General features: G+C 66.9%; 19 protein-coding genes, 1 tRNA gene and 2 pseudogenes. 5 read left to right on the top strand and 17 right to left on the bottom strand.

Annotation, left to right across the window (positions count from 1 at the left end):
• Positions 1-147: 147 nt before the first annotated feature.
• The 9 genes from rho to QFZ61_RS09160 all read right to left on the bottom strand — a co-directional run bounded on the left by rho (position 148) and on the right by QFZ61_RS09160 (position 11,916).
• A complete protein-coding gene (rho, locus tag QFZ61_RS09200) occupies positions 148-2,277 on the bottom strand; it encodes a transcription termination factor Rho (protein ID WP_307035343.1) in 2,130 nt (709 codons plus the stop codon).
• A 311-nt stretch (positions 2,278-2,588) separates the two neighbouring features.
• A complete protein-coding gene (gene thrB, locus QFZ61_RS09195; protein WP_307038094.1) occupies positions 2,589-3,509 on the bottom strand; it encodes a homoserine kinase in 921 nt (306 codons plus the stop codon).
• Between the two features lie 68 nt (positions 3,510-3,577).
• A complete protein-coding gene (gene thrC / locus QFZ61_RS09190) occupies positions 3,578-4,684 on the bottom strand; it encodes a threonine synthase (RefSeq protein WP_307035341.1) in 1,107 nt (368 codons plus the stop codon).
• Entirely contained in the window at positions 4,685-6,013 is a 1,329-nt protein-coding gene (locus QFZ61_RS09185) for a homoserine dehydrogenase (RefSeq protein ID WP_307035339.1), read from the bottom strand.
• The gene (lysA, locus tag QFZ61_RS09180; RefSeq protein ID WP_307035337.1) at positions 6,014-7,480 is read right to left on the bottom strand and encodes a diaminopimelate decarboxylase; all 1,467 of its coding nucleotides are present in this window, start codon (positions 7,478-7,480) and stop codon (positions 6,014-6,016) included.
• A 5-nt stretch (positions 7,481-7,485) separates the two neighbouring features.
• Positions 7,486-9,150 (bottom strand): arginine--tRNA ligase, encoded by a 1,665-nt coding sequence (gene argS, locus QFZ61_RS09175; protein ID WP_307035335.1) that lies wholly within the window; start codon positions 9,148-9,150, stop codon positions 7,486-7,488.
• A gap of 35 nt (positions 9,151-9,185) precedes the next feature.
• The gene (locus tag QFZ61_RS09170; RefSeq protein WP_307035333.1) at positions 9,186-9,977 is read right to left on the bottom strand and encodes a class I SAM-dependent methyltransferase; all 792 of its coding nucleotides are present in this window, start codon (positions 9,975-9,977) and stop codon (positions 9,186-9,188) included.
• Positions 9,978-9,986: 9 nt separating this feature from the next.
• Positions 9,987-11,543: a bifunctional diguanylate cyclase/phosphodiesterase gene (locus tag QFZ61_RS09165; protein WP_307035331.1), complete on the bottom strand. Its 1,557-nt coding sequence runs from the start codon at positions 11,541-11,543 to the stop codon at positions 9,987-9,989.
• Positions 11,509-11,916, bottom strand: coding sequence for an STAS/SEC14 domain-containing protein (locus QFZ61_RS09160; protein ID WP_307035328.1), 408 nt, complete (start codon positions 11,914-11,916; stop codon positions 11,509-11,511). Before QFZ61_RS09160 ends, QFZ61_RS09165 begins: the two co-directional genes overlap by 35 nt.
• 187 nt (positions 11,917-12,103) lie before the next feature.
• On the opposite strand from QFZ61_RS09160, the gene QFZ61_RS09155 reads away from it, so the two are divergent.
• Positions 12,104-12,176, top strand: a tRNA-Arg gene (locus QFZ61_RS09155).
• A gap of 71 nt (positions 12,177-12,247) precedes the next feature.
• Here the strand turns inward: QFZ61_RS09155 and QFZ61_RS09150 are convergent.
• Positions 12,248-13,228, bottom strand: coding sequence for a cation diffusion facilitator family transporter (locus QFZ61_RS09150; protein WP_307035325.1), 981 nt, complete (start codon positions 13,226-13,228; stop codon positions 12,248-12,250).
• A gap of 117 nt (positions 13,229-13,345) precedes the next feature.
• Between QFZ61_RS09150 and QFZ61_RS09145 the strand changes: the two genes are divergently transcribed.
• Together QFZ61_RS09145 and QFZ61_RS09140 are read left to right on the top strand one after the other, a co-directional pair.
• Positions 13,346-14,392: a M4 family metallopeptidase gene (locus tag QFZ61_RS09145; RefSeq protein WP_307035323.1), complete on the top strand. Its 1,047-nt coding sequence runs from the start codon at positions 13,346-13,348 to the stop codon at positions 14,390-14,392.
• Between the two features lie 54 nt (positions 14,393-14,446).
• Positions 14,447-14,749, top strand: coding sequence for a protealysin inhibitor emfourin (locus tag QFZ61_RS09140; RefSeq protein WP_307035321.1), 303 nt, complete (start codon positions 14,447-14,449; stop codon positions 14,747-14,749).
• Here the strand turns inward: QFZ61_RS09140 and QFZ61_RS09135 are convergent.
• Positions 14,746-15,714, bottom strand: a complete 969-nt coding sequence (locus tag QFZ61_RS09135; RefSeq protein WP_307035319.1) for a GlxA family transcriptional regulator — start codon at positions 15,712-15,714, stop codon at positions 14,746-14,748. The genes QFZ61_RS09140 and QFZ61_RS09135 overlap by 4 nt on opposite strands.
• 81 nt (positions 15,715-15,795) lie before the next feature.
• Here QFZ61_RS09135 and QFZ61_RS09130 point away from each other — a divergent pair, with 81 nt between their 5' ends.
• Positions 15,796-15,963, top strand: a complete 168-nt coding sequence (locus QFZ61_RS09130) for a hypothetical protein (RefSeq protein WP_307035317.1) — start codon at positions 15,796-15,798, stop codon at positions 15,961-15,963.
• Between the two features lie 104 nt (positions 15,964-16,067).
• Here the strand turns inward: QFZ61_RS09130 and QFZ61_RS09125 are convergent, their stop codons facing one another.
• Together QFZ61_RS09125 and QFZ61_RS09120 are read right to left on the bottom strand one after the other, a co-directional pair.
• The gene (locus tag QFZ61_RS09125) at positions 16,068-16,892 is read right to left on the bottom strand and encodes an SDR family oxidoreductase (protein ID WP_307035315.1); all 825 of its coding nucleotides are present in this window, start codon (positions 16,890-16,892) and stop codon (positions 16,068-16,070) included.
• Positions 16,893-16,985: 93 nt separating this feature from the next.
• The gene (locus QFZ61_RS09120) at positions 16,986-17,651 is read right to left on the bottom strand and encodes an SDR family NAD(P)-dependent oxidoreductase (RefSeq protein WP_307035312.1); all 666 of its coding nucleotides are present in this window, start codon (positions 17,649-17,651) and stop codon (positions 16,986-16,988) included.
• Positions 17,652-17,749: 98 nt separating this feature from the next.
• Here QFZ61_RS09120 and hrpA point away from each other — a divergent pair.
• Positions 17,750-21,773: pseudogene (hrpA, locus tag QFZ61_RS09115) on the top strand (ATP-dependent RNA helicase HrpA).
• A 67-nt stretch (positions 21,774-21,840) separates the two neighbouring features.
• On the opposite strand, the gene QFZ61_RS09110 reads toward hrpA, so the two are convergent.
• The 4 genes and pseudogenes from QFZ61_RS09110 to QFZ61_RS16960 all read right to left on the bottom strand — a co-directional run.
• Positions 21,841-22,269, bottom strand: coding sequence for an HIT family protein (locus QFZ61_RS09110; RefSeq protein ID WP_307035310.1), 429 nt, complete (start codon positions 22,267-22,269; stop codon positions 21,841-21,843).
• Complete coding sequence (locus tag QFZ61_RS09105; RefSeq protein WP_307035308.1) at positions 22,266-23,432, bottom strand: NAD(P)-dependent alcohol dehydrogenase; 1,167 nt, start codon at positions 23,430-23,432, stop codon at positions 22,266-22,268. The genes QFZ61_RS09110 and QFZ61_RS09105 overlap by 4 nt, the downstream gene beginning before the upstream one ends.
• A gap of 102 nt (positions 23,433-23,534) precedes the next feature.
• Positions 23,535-24,617 (bottom strand): CU044_5270 family protein, encoded by a 1,083-nt coding sequence (locus tag QFZ61_RS09100; RefSeq protein WP_307035306.1) that lies wholly within the window; start codon positions 24,615-24,617, stop codon positions 23,535-23,537.
• A 123-nt stretch (positions 24,618-24,740) separates the two neighbouring features.
• Positions 24,741-24,941, bottom strand: a pseudogene (locus tag QFZ61_RS16960) (RNA polymerase sigma factor); the annotation flags it as partial.
• Between the last annotated feature and the right edge of the window lie 71 nt (positions 24,942-25,012).

Here is a 25,012-nt window from a genome sequence, read left to right as displayed (position 1 = left end):
AGCCCCGTAACTGCCGCGCGGATGTTCCGCCCCGGGAGTGGCATCGGGCCTGTCGGAGCGTTGCTGCTGGCGTACGCAGTACGTCAGCAGCAACGCGAAGGGGCGGGGCCGGCAAAAATATGCGACGGCGCCCGCCCCTCAACTCAGCTACTTGTCGTTATCGGACTTCGCACCAAGCGTCGTCTTCTGCACCTGCATGAGGAACTCGACGTTGCTCTGGGTCTCCCGGATCTTGTTGGTCAGCAGCTCAAGGCTCTGCTGCGTTTCGAGTCCCGAGAGGACGCGGCGCAGCTTCCACATGATCTTGACTTCCTCGGGCGAAAGCAGGTTCTCCTCGCGGCGGGTGCCGGACGCGTTGACGTCCACGGCCGGGAAGATGCGCTTGTCCGCGAGCTGGCGGGACAGGCGCAGTTCCATGTTGCCGGTGCCCTTGAACTCTTCGAAGATGACCTCGTCCATCTTGGAGCCGGTCTCAACGAGCGCGGTGGCCAGGATGGTGAGCGAGCCGCCGTTTTCGATGTTGCGGGCTGCACCGAAGAAGCGCTTCGGCGGGTACAGCGCGGCGGAATCGACGCCGCCGGACAGGATGCGTCCGGAGGCGGGTGCGGCCAGGTTGTAGGCACGGCCCAAGCGGGTCATCGAGTCCAGCAGCACCACGACATCCATGCCCATTTCCACCAGGCGCTTGGCGCGCTCGATGGACAGTTCGGCCACGGTGGTGTGGTCGTCGGCGGGACGGTCGAAGGTCGAGGCAATGACCTCGCCCTTGACGGTGCGCTGCATGTCCGTGACTTCTTCGGGACGTTCGTCAACGAGCACCATCATGAGGTGGACCTCAGGATTGTTGGTGGTGATGGCGTTGGCGATGGACTGCAGGATGAGCGTCTTGCCGGCCTTCGGCGGGGAGACGATCAGGCCGCGCTGGCCCTTGCCGATGGGGGCCACCAGGTCGATAACGCGCGGACCGATTTTCTTCGGGTCCGTCTCGAGGCGCAGGCGCTCGGAGGGGTACAGCGGAACAAGTTTCGCGAACTCAACGCGGTCCTTGAGTTCCTCGGCGGTCTTGCCGTTGACCGAGGTGACCCGGACCAGGGCGTTGAACTTCTGGCGGGCGGACTGCTGGCTGCGGTCTTCGCCTTCACGGGGGGCGCGGATCGCACCGACGACGGCGTCACCCTTGCGCAGGTTGTACTTCTTGACCTGGGCGAGGGACACGTAAACGTCATTCGGGCCCGGCAGGTAACCGGAAGTGCGGATGAACGCGTAGTTTTCCAGCACGTCCAGGATGCCCGCGACCGGCAGCAGGACGTCGTCCTCGGTGACCTCGACGTCGTCGACGTCCGGTCCCTGCGAGCGGCCGCGGCGGCGTTCGTTGCGGTCGCGGAAGCGGTCGTTGCGTGAGCCGCTGTCGCGGTTGTCCTGGCCGCCGGAGCGGTCATTGCGGTCGTTGCGGTCCCGGCGGTTACGACGGTTGCGGCGGCTTCCGCCGTCGTTGTCATCGTTGTCGCGGTTGGAGTCGCGGTTGTTGTCGCGGCTCCCGGAAGCGTTGTCGCGGTTGTCCTCGCGATTGCCGCGGTTGTCCTCACGGTTGCCGCGGCCGCGGGTGTTCTCGCGGCGCTGGCCGTCTTCGCTGGCCTGCTCGGACTGGCGCTCCTGGCGCTGCTCGCCGGAGGCCTGCTCGGCAGCCGGCGCTTCGCTGGCGGGTGCGGCAGCGTTTTCGCCCTGCACTCCGCCCTGTCCTGCGGCCTCGCCGCGGCGGCGGTTGCGGGTCCGCGGCTGGCGGGTGCGGTCGCTGCTTTCGGTGCCCTGCTCGGCCGGAGCGGCCGGTGCCTCCGACGACACGGCGGCGGTCGGTGCCTCCACCGGCGCTGCGGCCGGCGCCTCGGCGCCCGAGGTGCTGACGACGCCGTCGCTGCCGGCACGGCGGCTGCGGCCCCGGGTCCGGGCGCGCGGGTTTTCCTGGGCCGGAGCCTCGCCTTCAGCGGCTGCGGGCGCGGCGGCCGGAGCTGCGGCGTGAGCCACGGTGCCGTTGTCAGTAGCCTTTTCAGCGCGGGCCGGAGCCTTGCTGACCGGAGTACCGGCACGGTGGGCCGAGATGGCGGTCACCAGATCGCCCTTGCGCATCCGGGAGCCCCCGGAAATCCCCAACTGGCTGGCCAGAGCCTGGAGCTGGGCGAGCTTGAGGCCGGCGAGGCCGCTGCTCTTGGCGGGTGCTGCCGTGGCGGCAGCAGAAGATGATGTGTCCACAGCTGAAGACAGCTCAGTGGTTTCGGTCACGAAGGATCCTTCCCCCTCGACGGCGTCCAGGCTAGGAGCTGGACGCGGTGATTTGATCTGGGCTGCAGTTCAGATCTGCAGCCGGGATTTGCAGCCTTGCCGGTGTGATTTCGGCCAGCAGGGCCGGTTACTGCTGCACCAGGTCACGCCCCCAAATTTGCGGGACGGCCGGCTGACACTTCTGGGGTACAGAGGAATTCTGTAGCTACCCGCGTCAGACCGTTAGCAGGTGGCACCGGAAAATATTGCGCAGTGAAAGATGAGAGTGGGCAACTGGGCCAACATCGCGGTCTTAGAGAAAGCTTGCGTGATTACCGCCGGTGCACTTCCACTTTAGCACCTTCAGTGTCCACGGTTAGCGCCATCACACGCCAAGCAACGTCCGGCGTGTTGGCCGCCGTGAAGGCACCGATGAATTCCGCCACGTCGGCTGCTTCCCTTTCGCTCGCGGCCAGCACCAGCACGGTGGGTCCCGCACCGGAGACGACGGCGGCGTGGCCGGCGCCCCGCAGGGCCGCGATCAGATCGGCGCTGGGCCGCATCGCCTGGGCCCGGTAACTCTGGTGCAGGTAGTCCTCGGTTCCCGGCAGCAGGAATTCAGGTTGCTGCGTGAGGGCATGGATCAGCAACGCCGCGCGGCCCGAGTTCATGGCCGCGGCGTGGTGGCCTACGGAAGCCGGCAGCAGCGCCCGGGCAGCCTCGGTGGAGAGTTCGAAGTCCGGCACAGCAACCACGGGCACGACGCCGGCATGGACTGTCGCGCGGGTGCTGCTGTACTGGTCACTGTCCTGCCAGGACAGCGCCAGTCCGCCGAAAATGGCGGGTGCAACGTTGTCCGGGTGGCCTTCCAGCTGGGACGTGAATTGCAGGATCCAGTCCTTGCCGCGCCGGGCCTCCGCCGGAACCAGCGCATTCGCCGCGGTGGCGGCGGCCACGACGGCGGCGGCCGAGGACCCCAGGCCGCGCCCGTGCGGGTTGACGTTGTCCGCGGTGATCCGCAGCCCCTCGTGCCGGAAGCCCAACAGATGCAGCGCCTCGGTGAGTGCCCTGGCCACCAGGTGGCTCGCGTCCCGGGGCAGCGTGTCCGCGCCCTCGCCGCTCAGGTCGAATTCCAGTTCGCCGCTTTCAAGGGTCTCCACGGTCAGCGTGTCGTACAGCGACAGCGCCAGCCCCAGGCTGTCATAGCCGGGGCCCAGATTGGCGGTGGTCGCCGGCACCCGGACGGTGACCATTTGCCCGGCCGGGACCGCCGGCGTGTCGGCAGGGAATTCTGCCGGGACGGTGAGGGTGGTTTCCACGGCTATTTTTCTTCCAGTCCCAGCTCTGCGGCCACCGTGACGACGTCGTTGGCGACCTTCACCGGCTGCACATCGCTGCCGTCCTCGGTCCGAAGGGCCCACTGCGGATCCTTGAGGCCGTGCCCGGTGACGGTAATGACGATGGTCTTGCCCGCGGGAACCTCGCCGGCGGCGTGCTTCTTGATGAGCCCGGCGACGCCGGCGGCGGAGCCCGGCTCCACGAAGACGCCTTCCCGGGCAGAGAGCCAGCGGTGCGCGGAGAGGATTTCCTCGTCCGTGACGGCCTCGATCACACCGCCGGATTCGTCCCGGGCCGCGACGGCGGTGTCCCAGGAAGCCGGGTTGCCAATCCGGATGGCGGTGGCGATGGTGTCCGGCTCGGTGATCGGGTGGCCCGCAACGAAGGGGGCGGCTCCCGCGGCCTGGAAGCCCCACATCACCGGGGTCTTGGTCGCGACGGCGGCGAGCTGCCCGGCGGTGGGCGACTCAAAGGGCGCCGCGTACTCCTTGTACCCCTTCCAGTACGCGCTGATATTGCCGGCGTTGCCGACAGGCAGCACGTGGATGTCCGGGGCGTCGCCGAGCGCATCGACTACCTCGAAGGCCCCGGTCTTCTGGCCCTCGATCCGTGCCGGGTTGACCGAGTTCACCAGGAACACCGGGTAGGACTCCCCCAGCTTGCGGGCGATGTCCAGGCAGTCGTCGAAGTTGCCGTCGACCTGCAGCAGGGTTGCCCCGTGCGCGATCGCCTGGCTGAGTTTGCCCATCGAGATTTTGCCTTCCGGCACCAGCACGGCGCACTGCAGCCCGGCCGAGGTGGCGTACGCGGCTGCGGAGGCGGAGGTGTTGCCGGTGGAGGCGCACACCACTGCCTTGGCACCGGAGGCGACCGCTGCGGTCATGGCCATGGTCATGCCGCGGTCCTTGAACGAACCGGTCGGATTCATGCCCTCGACCTTGAGGTAGACGGTGCAGCCGGTGAGTTCGGAAAGCTTCTGCGCGTGCACGAGCGGGGTACCGCCCTCGCCCAGGCTGATGACCTTGGTGGCCTCGGTGACCGGCAAGCGGTCAGCATATTCGCGGATGACTCCGCGCCATTGGTGAGCCACTTAGACTCCTTCTACCCGCAGGACGGATGTGACGGAATTGATGACGTCCAGGCCCTTCACGGCCCGCACGGTTGCTGCCAGTGCGCCTTCGCTGGCGCGGTGGGTGATGATCCGCAGTTCCGCGGACTCGGCTTCGGCTCCGGACTCCCGGTGCACGGTCTGCCGCATGATCTCGATGGAGACGCCGTGCTCGGCGAAGAGCTGCGCGATCCGGGCCAGCACGCCGGGCTGGTCCGCTACGTCGAGGCCGATGTAGTAACTGGTGATGGCCGCTTCGATGGGCAGTGCGGGGACATGCCCGGTGGTCGTCTCGGTGCGCCCCGGACCGCCCAGGACGATCCGCCGGGCTGCCGAAACCAGGTCCCCCAGCACGGCCGATGCGGTCGGGGTGCCGCCGGCGCCCTGTCCGTAGAACATCAGCTCACCGGCGTTCTCCGCTTCGATGAACACGGCATTGAACGCACCGTGCACTGCGGCCAGCGGGTGTTCGCGGGGAAGCAGGGTGGGGTGCACGCGGACGGACACGCCGTCCTTGCCCTCGGCGTCCGTGCCTGTGTCGCTTAGCTTCTCGGCGATCGCGAGCAGCTTGATGACGAAGCCGGCGTCCTTGGCGGCGGCGATATCAGCGGCCGTGACGGAGCGGATGCCTTCACAGTAGACATCTTCGAGCGCGAACCGGGTATGGAAGGACAGCGAGGCTAGGATCGCTGCCTTCGCGGCGGCGTCGTGGCCTTCGACGTCGGCAGTGGGGTCCGCTTCGGCGAAGCCGAGCCGCTGGGCCTCGGCGAGGGCGTCCGCGAACTGCGCCCCGGTGCTGTCCATCTGGTCCAGGATGAAGTTGGTGGTGCCGTTGACGATGCCCAGTACCCGGGTGATCCGGTCCCCGGAGAGGCTGTCGCGGATCGGGCGCAGGATCGGAATCGCGCCGGCCACGGCAGCCTCGTAGGACAGCTGCACGCCGGCCTTGTCGGCCTCCTCGTAGAGCGTCGGTCCGTCCTGGGCCAGCAGGGCCTTGTTGCCGGTCACCACCGAGGCGCCGTTCCGGACCGCGCTGAGGATCAGCGTGCGGGCCGGCTCAATGCCGCCCATCAGCTCAATCACCAGGTCCGCGTCCTTGACCAGGGCGTCGGCGTCAGTGGTGAAGAGCTCGCGCGGCAGTTCGGCGTCGCGCGGTGCGTCCAGGTTGCGCACGGCAATGCCGCCCAGTTCAAGGCGGGCCCCGGTGCGGGCGGCGAGGGCGTCGGCGTCGTCAATCAAAATCCGCGCAACCTGGGCCCCGACGTTGCCACAGCCCAGCAGGGCCACCTTCAGGGTTCGCATTTCCGTCATTCAGACTCCCATGTCGCGGTTCAGCAGATCTTGTTCTGTCTCCCCGCGGACAATGAGCCGGGCTGATCCATCGCGTACCGCGACAACGCCCGGCCGGGCCAGATAGTTGTAGTTGCTTGACAGGGCCCAGCAGTAGGCGCCGGTCCCCGGTACAGCGAGCAGATCACCGGCTGCCACGTCCTCGGGCAGATATACATCTCTAACAACTATGTCGCCGCTCTCGCAATGTTTGCCCACCACTCGGGACAGCTGCGGGGCCGCCCCTGACGCGCGGGAGGCGAGAATTGCCGAGTAATCCGCGTCGTACAGCACCGGACGGGCGTTATCGCTCATCCCGCCGTCCACTGACACATAGCGACGGGGATACGTAACGTTTTCCTGAGCCGGCTCTGGTGCGTCCACCCGCACCGTCTTGCACGTGCCGACTTCGTAGAGCGTGAACGCACTCGGACCTACGATCGCCCGGCCCGGCTCGATCGAGATCCGCGGCGCGGTGATGCCGAGTTCGGCCACCTTGGCGCGGACGACGGCGGCCATTGCCTGGGCGATTACCGCCGGCGGGCGGGGGGTGTCCGCCGGCGTGTACGCGATGCCGTAACCGCCGCCCAGGTCCAGCTCGGGCAGCACAATCGAGTACTTCGCCTGCATCGCGGCCAGGAAGTCGAGCAGTTTTTCGGCGGCAAGCGCGAAGCCGTCGGGTTCGAAGATCTGCGAGCCGATGTGGCAGTGCAGGCCCAGCAGTTCGATGCTGTCGTGGCCGGCGGCGGCCGCCACGGCCTCTTCCGCAGCGGACAGCCCTGCCTGGTCGGTGGAGTCACCGGCCATCGAAAGCCCGAACTTCTGGTCCTCGTGCGCGGTGGCGATGAATTCGTGGGTGTGCGCGTGCACGCCGGGGGTCAGCCGCAGCATGACTTTCGCTGTGTCGCCGCGGTGCGCGGCGATCGCTGCGACACGTTCCAGTTCAGCCAGGCTGTCGACGACAATCCGGCCGAGCTTCATGTCGAGGGCGCGGTGGATTTCGCCGTCGGACTTGTTGTTGCCGTGCAGGGCGACGGCGGCGCCGGGAATGCCGGCGCGGGCGGCAACGGCGAGCTCTCCGCCGGAGGCGGTGTCGAGCCGGAGCCCTTCCTCCTCGACCCACCGGACGACGGCGGTGCACAGGAAGGATTTTCCAGCATAGTAGACGTCCACTCCCCCGCAGATGTCGGCGAACGCCTCGTTAAAAGCGTCCTGGAACGCCCTGGCGCGGGCCCGGAAGTCGGTCTCGCTCATCACGAACAGCGGCGTCCCGAACCGCTGCTGCAGTTCGCTGACCGGGATACCGTCGAGGGCGAGTTCGCCGCTGCCGTCGCGCGCCACTCCGGCAGCCCACATCGGTTCATGCAGCACGTTCAGGTCAGCGGGAACCTCCAGCCAGTCCGGCGCGAGCGGGGACGCCGCGGCGCTGATGTTCGGGTTGGTGGTCATGGCGTTCACATCCGTTCCGGCGCCGAAACGCCCAGCAGTTCGAGTCCGTTGGCCAGCACCTGGCTGGTGGCGTCATTGAGCCACAACCGGGTGCGGTTCAGGTCGGTGATGGCTTCATCGCCCAGCGGCGCGACGCGGCAAGCGTCGTACCAGCGGTGGTAGGCGCCGGCGATGACTTCCAGGTGGCGGGCAACCCGGTGTGGCTCACGCAGTTCGGCGGCCCTTGCCACAATCGACGGGTAGCTGCCCAAGTGCGAGAGCAGCTCGTTTTCGGTCGCGTGGTCCAGCAGCGCGGCGTCGAACCGGTCGCTGCCATCAACGCGGCGCTCGACGCCCGCGGCCACTGCGTTGCGGGCCGCGCCGCGGGAGCGGGCGTGCGCATACTGGACATAAAACACCGGGTTCTCATTGCTGTGCTTCTTCAGCAGCTCCGGATCCAGGGTCAGCGGCGAATCGGCCGGGAAGCGCGCCAGCGAGTACCGCACGGCGTCCTTGCCCAACCAGGAAATCAGGTCCTTGAGCTCGATGATGTTCCCGGCCCGCTTGGACAGCTTGGCGCCGTTGACGGAGACGAGCTGGCCGATCAGCACCTCGATGTTGACCTCGGGATCGTCACCGGCCGCGGCCGCGATGGCCTTCAGCCGGTTGATGTAGCCGTGGTGGTCGGCGCCGAGCAGATAGATCTTCTCGGTGAAGCCGCGGTCCTTTTTGGACAGGTAGTACGCGGCGTCGGCGGCGAAGTACGTCGGTTCCCCGTTGGCGCGGATCATGACGCGGTCTTTGTCATCCCCGAAGTCGGTGGTGCGCAGCCAGACGGCGCCGCCGTCATCGTAGACGTGGCCCTGTTCCCGCAGCCGGGCGACGGCGCTTTCGATAGCTCCGGCGTCGTGCAGCTCCTGCTCCGAGAAGAAGACGTCGAACTCCACGCCGAAGTCAGCGAGCGTGCGCTTGATGTCCTGCAGCTGCGCCTTGTAGGCGGCGCCGCGGATCACGGGCAGGGCCGCCACGTCGGTGAGTTCCCGGATGTCGGGGTGCTGGGTCAGGACTTCGTGGCCGAGATCGGCGATGTACTCCCCCGGGTAACCGCCCTCCGGAACGCCGCGGCCGTGCAGCCGGGAGAGCACGGAGTGCGCGAAGACGTCCATCTGGGAACCGGCGTCGTTGACGTAGTACTCGGCCGTGACGTCCGCGCCCGACGCCCGGAGCACCCTGGCGATCGAGTCGCCGAGGGCGGCCCAGCGGGTGTGGCCGATGTGCAGCGGCCCGGTGGGATTGGCGGAGACGAACTCCATGTTGACCGTGCGGCCTGCGAGCGCGGTGTTGGTCCCGTACGCGGGCCCGGCCTCGACGATCGCCTTGGCGAGCGCGCCCGCGGCGGCAGCGTCGACGGTGATGTTCAGGAAGCCCGGCCCGGCGATGTCAACAGCGGAGACGCCGTCGATCGCTGTCAGCCGGTTGCCCAGGACGCCGGCGAACTGCCGCGGGTTGACGCCGGCCGGCTTGGCGAGCTGCAACGCGATGTTGGTGGCCCAGTCCCCGTGTTCCCTGTTCTTGGGCCGCTCCACGCGCACCGCGTCCGGAATGTCGGTAGCGGCCAGGGCGATGTCACCGGCGGCGACGGCGTCCTTGAGGCAGGCGGATATGGCGAGGGAGAGTTGTTCTGGGGTCACAGTTCAAGCCTACCGGTGGCCGGCAGCATCGGTTTTCAGTCCGCGCCTGCCATGACGGCGAAGTACCCCGGGACGTGCTGCGGGTTGCCGGTGCCGTCCATAGGAACTACCTCGATCTTCGCCGGCCCGTCGACTACCAGCCGCCAGCTCGCGGCTGGGAAATGGCGGGCGCGTTCCTGCGGCCCGAAATGCCCTGGCCGTGGCAGGTGTTCGAGGGCGCGCTGCAGTTGGCGGGGCATATGCGCGCGGGTCGCTCCGAGTTCCGCCAGGTAACCGAGGCTGTTGCCACGGAAATTGGTTTCGGCCAGGAAAACGTTGCCCCCGCTGCCGACGACGGTGTGCAGGTTAGCCGCCAGGGCTTTCTGCCTGTTCGGTTTCAGGACGTGGAAGACTCCCCGGACAAAGACGTTGGCCTGCCCGAGCCGCTCCGCAAGGAGTGTCCCTGCGTCCCCGGCGGTAGCGTCCAGGACCGCATAGTCGGCGTTGGGGACGTCTTCGCTTTCCTGCCGGGCCCGGTCGATGGCACCGGCTGACACATCGACGCCGAGCACGCTGGGAAACAGACCGGCAAGCCAGCGGGTGTGGGTTCCGTTGCCGCAGCCGACATCCACCACCGGAAGAGCGGGATCGAAGTGGGCCAGGAGTTGCTCAGCGTACTGGGCCCGCTCCCTCTGGGCGCCGGCGTCCCACAGCACGTCGCCGGATCGTCCGGTGGAGCGCACCCCGCGCCAGTACCCCTCCCAGGCCACGTCCGGGTCCTTCGGTGCCCGCGATGCAAAGCGCACCACCGAAGGCACAAGCTGCATCTGCTCCCAAAGATTCGACATGCCCCAACCTTACCGACGCGGTGCCGAGCCGCGCAGATAATCCAGTGCTTCCGTGGGAGCCAGCGGGCGGGAAAAATGGTAACCCTGCCCGTAGAGGCAGCCCATGTCCCGCAGCTGGTCGGCCTGGTCGGCCGTTTCAATTCCTTCCACGATCGCGTTCAGCCCGGCAGCCGAAATCAGCTGCAGCACGGCGGAGACGAATCGTTGCTGCTGGGCATCGGTGCCCATGTTCCTGATGAGGGACTGGTCCACTTTGACGGTCTCAGCAGGAATGGAGCCGAGGTAGCTGATGGATGAGTATCCGGTTCCGAAGTCGTCGATTTGCAGCCCGACACCGAGCTCGCGCAGCTTCATCAGGACCTGCTGCTCCCCGGTACCCCTGGTCATCAGCACGGTCTCGGTGATCTCCAGGACCAGGCGTCGCGGTTCGACGCCGTGCGCGGCCAGGGTGCTCTGGATGTCCTCCAGCAGATCATTGCGCAGCAGTTCAGCGGCAGAGAGATTGATGTGAAGGCAAAAGTCCGCGCGGTCCGGGACCGCCTGGCTCCAGCAGTTGAGTTGGCGGATGCCTTCATGCAGCACCCAACGTCCCAGCTCATAGATGAGGCCCGTTTCCTCCGCGATCGCGATGAAGCTGTCAGGCAGGACGGTGCCGCGGACCGGGTGGTTCCAGCGGACCAGCGCTTCCATGCCCACGACTTCACCCGAAGCCATGTCGACCACCGGCTGGTACAGCAGAGCGAGCTCTTCGTTGGCGACTGCGGTGCCCAGTTCCGCCGTCGTGCGTGATCGTTCACGTACGGCCTCGAGCATGTCCGGGTGGAAGAGCTGAACGTTGTTCCGGCCCTGCGCCTTGGCTTGATACATGGCGATGTCGGCATCGCGCATCAGCGCTTCCGCCGGATACCCGGGCGCTCCGATGCACACTCCCATGCTGGCCATGGCCCACACCGTTTCTGTGCCGATACGCACACTGTCCCGCAGCGACTCCGAGGCACGATGGGCAACCTGAAGGATTTCTTCCTCGGTGGCCTCGGTGATGAGGATCGCGAATTCGTCGCCGCCCAGGCGCGCGACCGTATCGGTCTCCCTGACGGCCGCGCGCAGCCGGTTGGCGACCTCCACCAGGGCGTCGTCGCCGGCGCTGTGGCCCAGGGTGTCATTTATGACCTTGAACGAGTCAAGATCCAGGAGCACCACGGCCGGAGCGGCCGGCCCGTGGGTGCAGGCGTCGAGTGCGTCCCGGATCCGTTCCTTCAGCAGGGTCCTGTTCGCAAGACCCGTCAAAGCGTCCGTCTTGGCCATCTGTTCCAGCTCGACCTGCGTGCGCCGCAGCATCGCGGTCCGGGCCGCGACCCTTTCTTCCAGGTCGGTGTAAATATGGCCCAGTTCTTCGGCCAGCAGGTTCACACCCGTGATGACCGCGTCAATATCGTCCCGCCGTTCCGAGGGCTGAATCCGCGCATCCAGTTCACCGGCTGCCAGCCGGACGACGCCGTCGACGAGCAGCTGCAGCCGGGGGTCCGGGGCCTCATCCATCTGCGTCGAGCCAGTCCAGGGCCTCATTGCGGGACGTGAAGAAGCGCGTCGGGCACGGCGGGATGTGCACCCCTAGAAAAAAGTTCGCAAGCACCCGGTCCACGGGGGACTTGCCCAGCAGCGCAATGCGGGAAGCGCTGCAGGGAATGGACCACACGCCCCTGGCTGCCCGGCTGACGGAAGCCACTGATGCCATGTCAACGAGCATGGGGTACTGCTTCTGGCCGCAGACTTCATTCACTGTGGCCATCGCCGCATGGGCGTCTTCGATCTGGATGTGGGCACCGGGCTGCCAGTGCAGATGCAGGTAACCGTCGTCGAGCAGTTCAACGCTCGCCTTGCCGCCGTCGGCGATTAGCGGTGCCACGTGCACGTCCTCCCAAAGCCCGCGCCGATCCATTCGACGACTCCTCAAAGATACCGTCCGATTCCATCCACTCTGACCTGCCGCACAAGAGCATTTGCGGGCTGCCGGCAGCACCGGGCCGGCACAGCCGCCGGCTCTCACGGACCGGCGATTTTCCTTTGGACCCCACCTTCCTGCTAAGCTCTAGGACGTCCCGCCGGTAACGGCAGGATCCCTGATTGCCCTCGTAGCTCAGGGGATAGAGCGTCTGCCTCCGGAGCAGAAGGTCGTTGGTTCGATTCCAATCGAGGGCACAGCCAAAACCCCGCCGTTTCAGTGAAACGGCGGGGTTTTTGCATGCCCTGCGGGGGCGGCGGACGCCACCTCAGGAAGGACGGACAGAGCTGTCCTCCGACTCGAAGTCCAATGTGGCTTCATCCGGGGTGGACAACGTCAGCACGGCCTCCTCCACCGTTTCGTGGTCCTCCAGCTCGCGCTCCACCCGGCGCAGGGCCACGGCCGCTTCGTGTTCCGGGTGGTCGCCCTGCAGGTCCACTGCGGCAACGAGGTACAGCTTGCGGGGGCCGACGAACTCCAGGTGGAGGTAGGTGAGCCGGGCGATGTCCCGGTGCTCCAGCACCCGGCGGGCCATGGAGCGTTCAATGTCCGGGGTGACGCCCTGGCCGACTAGGAAGCGCCGGTTGCGGTCGATGAGTACGACGGCGACGACGGCGAGCAGCACGCCGACAATGATGGACCCGATGGCATCCGGCAGCGCAGAGCCGGTGACTTGGTGCAGGAACACGCCCGCGAACGCCACGACGAGGCCAATCAGGGCTGCGGCGTCTTCGGCGAAGACGGCGCGCAGGGTCGGGTCGGAGCTGATCAGGACCTGCTCGAGGGTGTGCCGTTCAAGCTCGTGGGCCGCCTTCCGGGTTTGACGGAAAGCCTGGATGAAGGAGATGCCTTCGAAGACGAAGGCCGCGCCCAGCACCCAGTACGCCACGGCGAAGTCGGTCGCCGGCTCCGGCTCGATAATCTGCTGGATGCCGTGCATGATGGACACCACCGCTCCGGCGGTGAAGAGCCCGAACGCCGCAAACATTGACCAGACGTAGGCTTCCCGTCCGTAACCCATCGGGTGGCTCTTGTCCCGCGGTTTGACCGACCGGCGCTCCGCGAAGAACAAGAACACCTGGTTTCCGGTGTCCGCCCAGGAGTGCGCCGCCTCGGCGGTCATCGACGCCGATCCGGTGATGAACGCCGCCACCGACTTCGCCGTCGCGACGAGGATATTCGCTACGAAGGCGATGATGACGGTCAGCAGGGTGGAGCTGGATTTCTTGCGCTTCTCGGTTTCGGCCATTGGCCTACCGTATCCGCCCGGCAGCAACCGATGCGCCCCAAACTGATCAAATCCCCCTGCCAAATGTCGGTGCCCCCTCGTAGGCTGTTCGCATCGGCAGAAGCAAAGGGGTCTCACATGTACTGCTCCATCATTCCTCCCTACCTGTTGCGCCGGCTTGCCGCGCAACACTCCGAACCGCGTCTGCAGGCAGCAGCCCGCGCCGCCAGGGAAGCCCTGCAGCACGTCAAGAGTTTTCAGGCGTCCCGTTCGGCACCGGCACCGGCCGTGCCCCCGGGGCTGCGGCAGCTTACGCCCGGCCCGCCGCAGCGGACGGTGTACGACGCGAAGGGCTCGGAAAACCTGCCGGGCGTCCTGGTGCGCAAGGAGGGCGAACCCGCCTCCGGTGATCCTGCCGCGGATGAGGCCTATGACGGCCTGGGCAGCACGCACCGCCTCTATGCGGAGGCATTCGGGCGCAACTCCATCGACGGCAACGGGCTTCCCCTGGACGCCACGGTGCACTTCGGCCAGCGCTACGACAACGCGTTCTGGGACGGCCGGCAGATGGTCTTCGGGGACGGCGACGGCGACGTCTTCAACCGCTTTACGGCGTCACTGAGCGTGATCGGCCATGAGCTCGCGCACGGCGTCACCCAGTTCTCCGCCGGACTCGCCTACCGCAACCAGGCCGGCGCCCTCAACGAGTCCCTGTCGGATGTCTTTGGCGCCCTGGTGGAGCAGTACGTGAAGCGCCAGTCTGCGTCCGAGGCCAGCTGGCTGATCGGGGAGGGCCTGTTCACGGACCAGGTGCAGGGCCAGGCCCTGCGCTCCATGAAGGCTCCCGGAACCGCGTACGACGACGACGTGCTCGGTAAGGATCCGCAGCCGGACTCGATGGATTCCTATGTCCACACCAGCGCCGATAACGGCGGCGTGCACTTGAACTCAGGCATTCCCAACCGCGCCTTCTACCTGGTCGCCAGTGCGCTGGGCGGCAACGCGTGGGAGACGCCGGGGCGGATCTGGTATGACACCCTGACAGGCGGAACGCTGGCCGCCGCCGCGACCTTCAGTGCCTTCGCCAAGGCCACCGCGGCGTCCGCGAAGGATCTCTATGGCGCGGATTCCGCAGAGCATGACGCCGTCCGGCAGGCGTGGGACACTGTCAAAGTGAGGCTGTAACCGAAAGACTGCCCCTAGGACCCGCACCGTGACCCTAACAGCGGAAATACGCCCGTGAAAATCACCGTCCAGCGCAGCGGCGGCATCGCCGGCATCGAGCGCGTCTGGAGCGTGGAGGCGGTCACCCCGGATGACCGGAACCAGTGGCTGAGCCTCGTGGAGGCCTGCCCCTGGGACGAACTGCCGGGCGCTGCTGCGCCTGACGCCGGCCGCAGCGTTCAGCCGGACCGCTTTGTCTACAGCATCCGGGCCGGCGAGCGCCGTGCCACCCTGCCGGAGCGTGACCTTACCGGGCCGTGGCGGACCCTCGTCGATTCGATGCGCGCCGCTGCCGAAGCGGAATCCCGGCGCGGCTAGACCACCGCCTGCAGATGCCCGCGGAAGGTCCGCCGGTAGGACTGCGGGCTGGTGTCCAGCACTTTGGCGAAGTGGTGCCGCAACAGCACTGAGTGGCCAAAGCCTGCTTCCCGGGCGATCTCGTCGATGTTGAGGTCCGTGGTTTCGAGCAGTTCCTGGGCCCGGAGCACCCGCTGGGAGTTCAACCACGCCGCGGGGGTCGCGCCCGTCTCGGCCCGGAAACGCCGGGCAAAGGTCCGCGGCGACATGTGCACGCGGGCTGCCAGTTCGTTGACGGAGTGTTCCTCCTCCAGGTTCCGCACCATCCAGCGCAGCAGTTCTTCGATCGGCTGCGACCCGCAGCTGGGCATCGGCCGGTCGATGTACTGGGCCTGGCCGCCGTCGCGGTGCGGCGGAACGACCATGTCGCGGGCGATACTTGCCGCCACGTTCGCGCCCAGCTCCACCCGGACCAGGTGCAGGCTGGCATCGATTCCCGCGGCGGTGCCGGCGCTGGTGATAATCCGCCCGTCCTGGACGTACAGCACATTTTCGTCCACCAGGGCGGCCGGGTAGCGGCTCGCGAGCTCCTGGGAGTAATGCCAGTGGGTGGTGCAGCGGCGGCCGTCGAGCAATCCGGCGCGGGCCAGCGCGAAAGCTCCGGAGCAGATGGACATGACCCAGGCACCCCGCGCGTGCGCGGCCCGCAACGCCTCCAGCACGGACTCGGGAACATCCGCGTCCTTGCCGAACGGCGTCATGATGACCAGGTCCGCATCGGCTGCCGCTTCCAGCCCGAGCGGTACATGCATGGACAGCCCGGACTTCATCGGAACGTCGCCCGGCTCCGGTGTGCAGACCCGGAAATCGAAGGCAGGCACGCCCGTGCCGCGGTCCGAACGGTCAACACCAAACACTTCAAAGGCAGTCCCGAACTCGAAGACGGAGAAGTTGGGAACCACGATCATCGCCACTGAATTGATCATTCCTCCAGTGTGGCAGAAATTATAGCTATTTGGTCGTTTCTGCCACTTATTTTGTTTCTCTCTCCGGAGAACCATGGAGGTATGGAACTCATCGGAATCGCCCTCATCATCCTGGTTCTCGCCGCCGTCGCCGCCACGCTCCGCAGCCTGCGGAAAGATGGCCTCGGCCACAACCCGCCCGTCCGCTCGCATGAGTACTGGATGGCCCGGGACCTGCCCAGCACCGGCTACACCCTGCGGAATTTCTGATCCTGTGCAGTCCCCCGACAAGAAAAGCAACACAAAAGCGGCCCCGGCCACCGGTTAACAAAACCGGCGGCCGGGGCCCTTGTTGTCGGCTGAATCGCCGGGGGCTAGCCGCCGTGGGCGGCGACGGAAAGCGGCTGCCACTCGTTCCAGGTCGCAAGGCGCGACTCGTAGTCCGCCGTGACGATGCCGAGCGGCGCTTCGCCGAAGAAGACGCGCAGCGGCGGCTCTGCGGCGTCGACCAGCGTCAGGATGGCCTTCCCGGTGGCCTTGGGGTCACCGGGCGTGCCGCGGCGGCTGGGCCTGTTGGCTGCCTGCTCACGCACTCCGTCGTAGGCCGGCATGGCCGTCGCGTGCCGTGCGGAGCTGCCGCCCCAATCCGTGGCGAAGCCGCCCGGCTCGATGAGCGTCACCTTGATCCCGAACCCTTCGACTTCCTGGGCGAGCGACTGGCTCAGTCCCTCCAGCGCCCACTTGGACGCGTGGTAGATACCTACAGTGGGGAAGGCCGACACACCACCCACCGAGGAAACCTGGATGATGTGGCCGCTGCCCTGCTCCCGCAGGAACGGCAACGCGGCCTGGGTCACCCACAGCGCGCCGAAGAGATTGGTCTCGATTTGGTTCCGCGCCTCCTCTTCGCTGAGTTCCTCGACCGTGCCAAATTGGCCGTAGCCGGCGTTGTTAACCACAACGTCCAGTCCGCCGAAGTGCTCTTGCGCCCGGGCCACCGCCGTGAAGACGGCATCCCGGTCAGTAACGTCAAGCGCCATCGGCAGGACCTGATCGCCGAATTCACCGGCGAGGCCGTCGAGGCTTGTGGTGTCCCGTGCGGTGGCGGCGACGTTGTCCCCGCGCTCCAGGGCCGCGAGCGCCCATTCCCTGCCGAACCCGCGTGATGTTCCGGTAATGAACCAGGTTTTCGTGCTCAAGTACTACCTCCTCTGTCAGGGCCGTAACCGGCCGCTGCAGCAATATTTGCCGAACGTTGTCCAACCCCGGCCGGAGCGGGCGGCGTGGGGGCCCTAGTCGGCGCTGATCTGAAGGCGGAACCGGTCACGCTTGGTGTGCAGGTCCCAGAGGTGGCCGGCGAGAACCGCCGGGTCCTTTTCAGGATCCCCCTCGATGATGCGGCCCCCGATGATGAGCTGGGATACCTGGATGCCTTCCTCGCCAAGGGCCTCGTTGAGCAGCTGGGCGTAGGCTGCCTGCCCGGCGAAGGCCACCGAGGTTCCCGTGACATTGCGTCCCGGCTTCACGGCCGAGCCGCCGTTGACAAAGAGGATTGTTCCCTTGTTCTCGCCGAGGAACCGCATGCCGGGAAGGACCTGGTGGACAGCCGCGACCGGACCGTAGATAGAGAATTCCACCGGGCCCACCAGGTCGGCCGGCGTGGTCTCGAGAACCGGCCGCATGAAGTCCTTTTGCGGCAGCGGGCTGTACTGCAACACCTCGATCGGTCCGAGGGTCTCGGTGGCGCGCTCCAGGGCGCGTGCGAGGGATTCCGGGTCCCGGACGTCCGCAGCAAAGCCCTTGGCTTCAATGCCTTCACCCGCGAGCGTTTCGGCAAGGGCGTCAACACGTCCCTGGTTGCGGGAAATCAGCGCGACGGAGAAGCCTTCCGCGCCAAAGCGCCTCGCGACTGCGGCGCCGAGTCCTGATCCTGCTCCAATGATTGCAATAGTCGTCATAGTTGCTCCAAGGCCGGCGGGCGGGGAACTATTCCTCAGCAACCTTAGTTTTCTGTGCGGACGGCCCCCTGACGGTTCCCAGTAGACTGTCTGAAGCCATGACATTCCATATCTCCTACCCCGCAGAGCTGCCGGTCTCCGAGCGCCGCGAGGACCTGATGGCCGCCATCGCCGCAAACCAGGTGACCATCATTGCCGGCGAGACCGGCTCCGGTAAGACCACCCAGATCCCCAAGATGTGCCTCGAGCTGGGCCTCGGCGAGAACGGCCTGATCGGCCACACCCAGCCGCGGCGGCTGGCCGCTCGCACCGTCGCCGAGCGCATCGCCGAGGAACTCGGCGTCGAGATCGGCCAGGAAGTCGGCTTCCAGGTCCGGTTCACCGGCGAAGTCAGCCGCTCCACCAAGGTCAAACTCATGACCGACGGCATTCTGCTGGCCGAGATCCAGCGCGACAAGCTGCTGCGCAAATACAACGCGATCATCATTGACGAAGCGCACGAACGCAGCCTCAACATTGACTTCATCCTCGGCTACCTAAAACGGATTCTCCCGCAACGCCCGGACCTGAAGGTCATCATCACGTCGGCCACCATCGATCCCGAGCGGTTCGCCAAGCACTTCGGCAGCGAGGAAGAGCCCTCCCCCATCATCGAAGTCTCCGGCCGGACCTACCCCGTGGAGATCCGCTACCGTCCGCTCTCCCAGCCTGCCGGCGGCAGCACCGCCGGGGACGACGACCCCGATGCTTCCGACGACGCACTCGAAGAGGACCGCGACCCGCTGGATGCCGTTTGCGACGCCGTCGACGAACTCGCCCTCGAAGCGCCCGGCGACATCCTGATCTTTTTCTCCGGCGAGCGTGAGATCCGCGACGCCGCCGAGGCCCTCAATGCACGGATCCAGAGCAACCGGCGGCTGGCCGGCACCGAGGTCCTTCCGCTCTTCGCGCGGCTTAGTCTGCAGGAACAGCACAAGGTCTTCCACCCGGGCAGCAAGCGGCGGATCGTCCTGGCCACCAACGTCGCTGAAACCTCGCTCACCGTCCCCGGCATCAAGTACGTCATCGACACCGGGCACGGCGCGGATCTCACGCTACTCACACCGCACCAAGGTCCAGCGCCTGCCGATCGAACGGGTCTCCCAGGCTTCGGCCAACCAGCGTTCGGGCCGCTGCGGCCGCGTTTCCGACGGCATCGCCATCCGGCTGTACTCCGAAGAGGACTTCGAGTCCCGGCCGCTGTACACCGACCCGGAGATCCTGCGCACCAACCTTGCCGCCGTCATCCTGCAGATGACCGCCATGGGCGTCGCCCGCGGCCCCAAGGACGTAGAGAACTTCCCGTTCGTGGAACCGCCGGACTCCCGCGCCATCAACGACGGCGTCTCCCTGCTCCGCGAGCTCGGTGCCCTGACGGCTCCGCGGCCGCAGGAACAGACGAATGACGGCGACGCGCGCCCGGGCCGCCGTCCGGGCGCTGGCCGGAACGGTTCGGGCCGGAACGGCAGCGGCCTGACCGCCGTCGGGCAGCAGCTTGCCCAGCTGCCGGTGGACCCCAGGCTCGGCCGCATGATCGTCGAATCCGGTAAGCGCGGCTGCGTGCGCGAGGTCATGATCCTCGCCGCGGCGCTGACCATCCAGGACCCGCGCGAGCGTCCAACCGACAAGCAGCAGCTCGCCGCCGAGAAGCACGCCCGGTTCCGGGACGAAAACTCGGACTTCACCGGCTACCTGAACCTCTGGAACTACCTGCAGGAAAAGCAGCAGGAGCTTTCCTCCACGGCGTTCCGCCGGCTCTGCCGCAACGAGTTCATCAACTACCTGCGCGTGCGCGAATGGCAGGACCTCTTCGCCCAGCTGCGCCAGCTGGCCCGGCCGCTGGGCATCAGCCTGGACAACAAACGGCTCACCGATCCGGTCGGCAACCACGAGGGCATCCACATCAGCCTGCTGTCGGGGCTGTTGAGCCACATCGGGATCCTGGACGAACGCAAGCGCGAATATGCCGGCGCCCGCGGCAGCCGCTTCGCCATTTTCCCCGGCTCCGCCCTGTTCAAGAAGTCCCCCACCTTTGTGATGGCAGCCGAGTTGGTCGAAACCAGCCGGCTGTGGGCCCGGGTGGCGGCGAAATTTGATCCGCTCTGGGCCGAGCAGGTTGCCCCGCACCTGATCAAGCGCAGCTACAGCGAACCGCACTGGTCCAAGAAAATGGGCTCGGTGATGGCGCACGAGAAAGTAACGCTCTACGGCGTGCCCATCATCCCCAGCCGGCGGATTAACTACGGCAAGGTGGATCCGGAACTGTGCCGGGAGCTGTTCATCCGGCACGCCCTCGTCGAGGGCGACTGGCAGACCCACCACAAGTTCTTCCACCGCAACCGTGCCCTGCTGCAGGAAGTGGAGGAGCTCGAGGCGCGGATGCGCCGCCGCGACATCCTGGTCGATGACGAGACCCTCTTCGAGTTTTACGACGCGCGGATCGGCAAGGACGTGGTCTCCGAGCGCCACTTTGATAAGTGGTGGAAAGAGGCCCGGCAGCAGGACCCCGCGCTGCTGGACTTCGACCAGTCGCTGTTGATCAGCGACGACGCGGACGCGCTGGACGACTCGGCCTACCCGAAGACGTGGCTGCACAGGGGCTTCGAGCTGCCGCTGAGCTACGAGTTCCATCCGGTCGCGCCCGGTTCGCCGCCGAATCCGTCCGACGGCGTCACCGCCGAGGTTCCGGTGCTGTTCCTGAACCAGCTGGACGACGCCGCGTTCCGCTGGCTGATCCCCGGCCAGCGGGTCGAGCTGGTGACGGCCCTGATCAAGTCGCTGCCCAAGCAGGTGCGCAAAAACTTCGTCCCCGCACCCGACGTCGCCCGGCAGGCCGTCGCCGCGCTGGAAGCCGATTTCGATCCCGCCACGGACGAACTCGAGTCGTCGCTGGAACTGGTCCTGCGCCGGATCCGCGGCCAGATTATTCCGCCGGGATCCTGGAACTGGAACGCCGTGCCGGCGCACTTGCGGGTCAGCTTCCGCGTAGTCGACTCCCGCGGCAAGGTGCTCGACGAGGGCAAGGACCTCGCCGCCCTGCAGCAAAAGCTGGCACCTGCCACCCGGCGAGCCATCGCCGAATCCCTCGGCGCCACACCATCAACGACGGCGCCGGCGGCCCGCGGGCAGAAGGGCGGCGGGCAGAAGGGCGGGAAATCGGACCCGGCAGGCGCCGCGGCGCAGCCCCTGGCCCCGGCGTCGTCGTCCGGCTTCACCGAACTTTCCGGCCTCAAGGACTGGACGTTCGGCGCCGTGCAACGGCAGGTGCAGGGCACCGTGAAGGGTCACACCGTTACCGGCTATCCCGCACTGGTCGATGAGGGCGCTTCGGTGGCGCTGCGGCTCTTCCAGACCTCCTCCGAGCAGGAGCAGGCCATGCGCGGCGGGGTGATCCGGCTGCTGGCCCTCAAGGTGCCGCCACCGGACCGCTACGTCCTGGAGCACCTGAACAACATCGAGAAGCTGACGTTCAGCCAGAACCCGCACGGTTCGGTGTCGGCGTTGATCGCTGACTGTGCCCTGGCCGCGATCGACAAGTTGACCCCGGCGGCGCTGCCGTGGGACGAAACCTCTTTTAAGGCGCTGTACGAGCAGGTCCGGGCGGAACTGATCGACACCGTATTCACCGTCACCGCCGTCGTCGAACGGATCCTCGCCAGCACGCGGCGGATCGAGAAGCAGCTCAAAGGCACCACCAGCCTGGCTCTGATCAGCGCCCTCAACGACATCAAGGCGCAGTTGCAACAGCTGGTGTTCCCGGGTTTCGTGGCACGCACGGGCTACGCCCAGCTCAGCCAGCTGCCGCGCTACCTCGCGGCGATTGAAAAGCGCCTCGAGAAGCTGCCCGGCAACGTTCAGCGCGACGCCCAGCACATGGCGGTGGTCCAGGCCCTTGAGGACGACTACGACGACGCCGTGTCGGCGCTGCTTCCGGGACGGCGCCTCGGCACCGAGTTAACTCAGGTCCGCTGGATGATCGAGGAGCTGCGGGTCAGCCTCTTCGCCGTCGAACTCGGGACCGCCTATTCGGTCTCCGAGAAGCGGATCCGGACGGTGCTGAACAAGGCGCTGGCGCCGGCGTAGCCCCCGGGGTGCCGCGCCGGCGCCAGTTCCTGGAACTTAGGCCTCCTGGAGCTTAGGGCTCCGGGGCTTAGGCCTCCGGGACGTGCTCGGCGTACCCTGCCTTACGGAGTCCCTCCCGGAGCTTCTCCGCGTTCGCGTCCAGGACTGCCGGGTCCGGGTGCTGGTCGACCGTGCCGAAGTCAAAGTCGGCCATCGAGTTGGACGGCCAGACGTGCACGTGCAGGTGGTTGATCTCATAACCCGCCACGGTCAGGCCGGCTCGGGCTGCGTCGAAGACGTCCACCTGGACGGCGCCGATCTTGCGGGCAACCTCCATCACCCGCCCCAGTACCTCCGGTGAAGCGTCGGTCCAGCGGTCCACCTCCTCGGTGGGGACCACAAGCGTGTGCCCGTCGGCCAGCGGGCCGACGGTCAGGAACGCGACGACGTCGTCCTCGCGCCAGACGAAGCGGCCCGGGATCTCGCCTTTGATGATTTTTGTGAACAGGGTGCTCATACATCCGCCTTTTCCGCCGGGGACCCCAGGGTGCTGGCGTCCAGGACAAATCGGTACTTCACGTCGCCGGCCACCATGCGGTCATAGGCCTCGTTCAACTGGTCCGCGCTGACCACCTCGACGTCGGCCACCACGCCGTGTTCGGCGCAGAAGTCGAGCATCTCCTGCGTCTCGGCGATCCCGCCGATCAGTGAACCGGCGTAGGCGATCCGGCGGCGGATCAGCGCGCCGGGGTTGACCGGCGGCATGGCTTCCGAGGGCAGGCCCAGCTGGAAGAGGGCGCCGTCGACGCGGAGGGTGCGGAAGAAGGGGTTGAGGTCGTGCGGGGCGGCGACAGTGTCGATAATGACGTCGATGCTGCGGTCCGCCGCTTCCATCGCGGCCGGATCGGTGGAGAGGACCACGTGGTCTGCACCCAGGTCGCGCGCCGCAGCGAACTTTTGCTCCGACGTCGTGAAGACCGTGACTTCCGCGCCCATGGCCTTGGCAATCTTGACCGCCATGTGGCCGAGTCCGCCGAGCCCGACGACGCCGACGACGTCGCCTTCTTCCGCCTCGAAGTGGTTGAGCGGCGAGTAGGTGGTGATGCCGGCGCACAGCAGGGGCGCCGCGGCGGCCGGGTCCATGCCCTCCGGAACCCGCAGCACGTAGTTGCGGTCCACGACAATCGACGTCGAGTAACCGCCTTGCGTGGTGGCGCCGCCGTTCCGGGCATCCTTGGCGCCGTAGGTTCCGGTCATCCCGTTCTCGCAGTACTGCTCCAGGCCGTCGAGGCAGCTGTCGCATTCACGGCAGGAATCAACCATGCAGCCGACGCCGACGCGTTCCCCGACGGTGAAGTCGTCGACGGCGGAGCCGACGCGGGAGACGCGGCCGACGATCTCGTGCCCGGGGATGAGGGGGTAGTTCTGGTTGCCCCACTCCCCGCGGGTGGCGTGCACGTCCGAGTGGCACAGGCCGCAGAACTCAACGGCGATCTCGACGTCGTCGTCCTTGGGCGCCCGCCGGGCCACGGTCAACGGAACAAGGCCGCTGTCACTGGCCGTAGCACCATAGGCCGCGGCGAGGGCGGGGCCGGCGTCGGTTGCATTGGTGGCCTCGACGTCGTTGAGGTCGGGAAGCGGCTTGGCGAGGGGCGGCGGTACGGGTCGTCCTGGAGTCATGGTCCGACGCTACCCCCGGGACTGCTTGCCGTGCCACTTGGGGCGGAGCGCTGCGCTCCTCCATCTCCCGCTCCCGCGGCCTCGCCTTCGCCACAGCCCTGGCTAGGGCGCCGTATTGCTGACGGACGTTTCGATGGCGGTCCAGGTCGTTGCGGTGCCCGCAGGAAAGCCCTCCTGGGCCTGGGTAAGAACGGATCGTTCTCCGATCATCAGTCCGGTCCGGGGGTCGATAACAATCTCCTGCCGTGATTTGGCGGGCCCATCCTCGAGGCGTCCGATGGCGACACCGGTGCGGCCGTCCAAGTTGGCTTGGCCTTCGGTGACTGTCACCCCGGGAATCAGAGCCGCGGCCTTGTAGAGGGCGGCCCGCAGGTCGGCAGGGACGACGCCGGTCCTCAGGAGGTCCGCGATAAACACCAGCGCTTCACCGTCGACGGACTGTCCGTGCCCCAGGGTCTGTTTGTAGATGCTGTTCAGCAGCCGGTACGGGTCGCGGGGCAACTTGGACAGGTCCGTGGCCGTCGACCCGCCCGGGCTTCCGTAGAAAGCTCCATTGCGCGCGTGCAGCAACTCCGGAGACGGCTGTATGTTCTGTTCGAGAGCGTAGTCCTTGGAATCGGCATCGAAGAAGGTCGTGGGCAGGCGTCCCGATCGTTGCCACACCCATTCAGCGGAGCGGTCAGCGGGAATGTACAAGTCCGATTTTTCCGTGTCCAGCCACCGGTACTGGGATCCGTCCTGCTCGTAGGTATTTGTGGCCCAGACGTTGGTGCTCTTGATCCGCAGGTACTGGCCCGGCTTCACCACCGGGTCGGTGGTCTCGATTGTGGTCTGCGCAGCTTTGTTGAGGACCTCAGCGGCCTGGGCGGTGGCTCCGCCCCGCCAGCCGGCAAGACCAAGGACGTCTCCCGTGATCAGTGCTGCGAGCACAGCCGCGGCGGCGGCCGACGTCAGCCAGGTGTGCGCACGCCGCGAACGCCGGGCGGAGAGTTCTGTTGCTGCGGGGTACCGGACGGCTTCGCCCCGGACAGCGACACCGTCGTGTTCCTGCGGTGCTGCGACGAGTTGCATGGCTGCCAGGGAGCGCTCCCTGCTCCGGACCAATTCGTCGGCGGTGACGTGTCCTGCCGGATCAAGGGAAGCCAGCTGACGGCGAAGCGGGTCAGCGGTCGTCTTCGTTTTCATAGTTCTGCACCCTCTGCCTGTGGCTGTGTCTGAATGAGGTGGCTCAGTGCTTTGCGTGCCCGGTGAAGTCGCATCCTGACCGCCGTGGCACTCGTGTTGAGCAGATCGGAAAATCTCCCCTGACGTGAAGCCGTCCCAGTAGGTCAGGAGCAATACTTCGCGGTCGTCGGGGCTGAGCCGTTCGAGGGCCTCCTGGATGGGCGAATCGTGGCTGGGGTCTTCGACTCGTCGTTCGGCCCGGAGCGCGCCAATGAGGTTTGCGGACCGGGACGCTGACCGGTCGTGGTTCCGAAGTACGTTTTTTGCCACCCCAAAAAGAACCATGACGGTCAGTTCACCGGTGCCGGCCAGCTTTTCCCACGCGATCCGGAAAACCTCGGAAGAGAGGTCTTCTG

It is taken from the genome of Arthrobacter sp. B3I4 (assembly GCF_030816855.1).
Lineage (GTDB): Bacteria > Actinomycetota > Actinomycetes > Actinomycetales > Micrococcaceae > Arthrobacter.
This window is presented reverse-complemented; position numbering and strand designations above follow the sequence as displayed.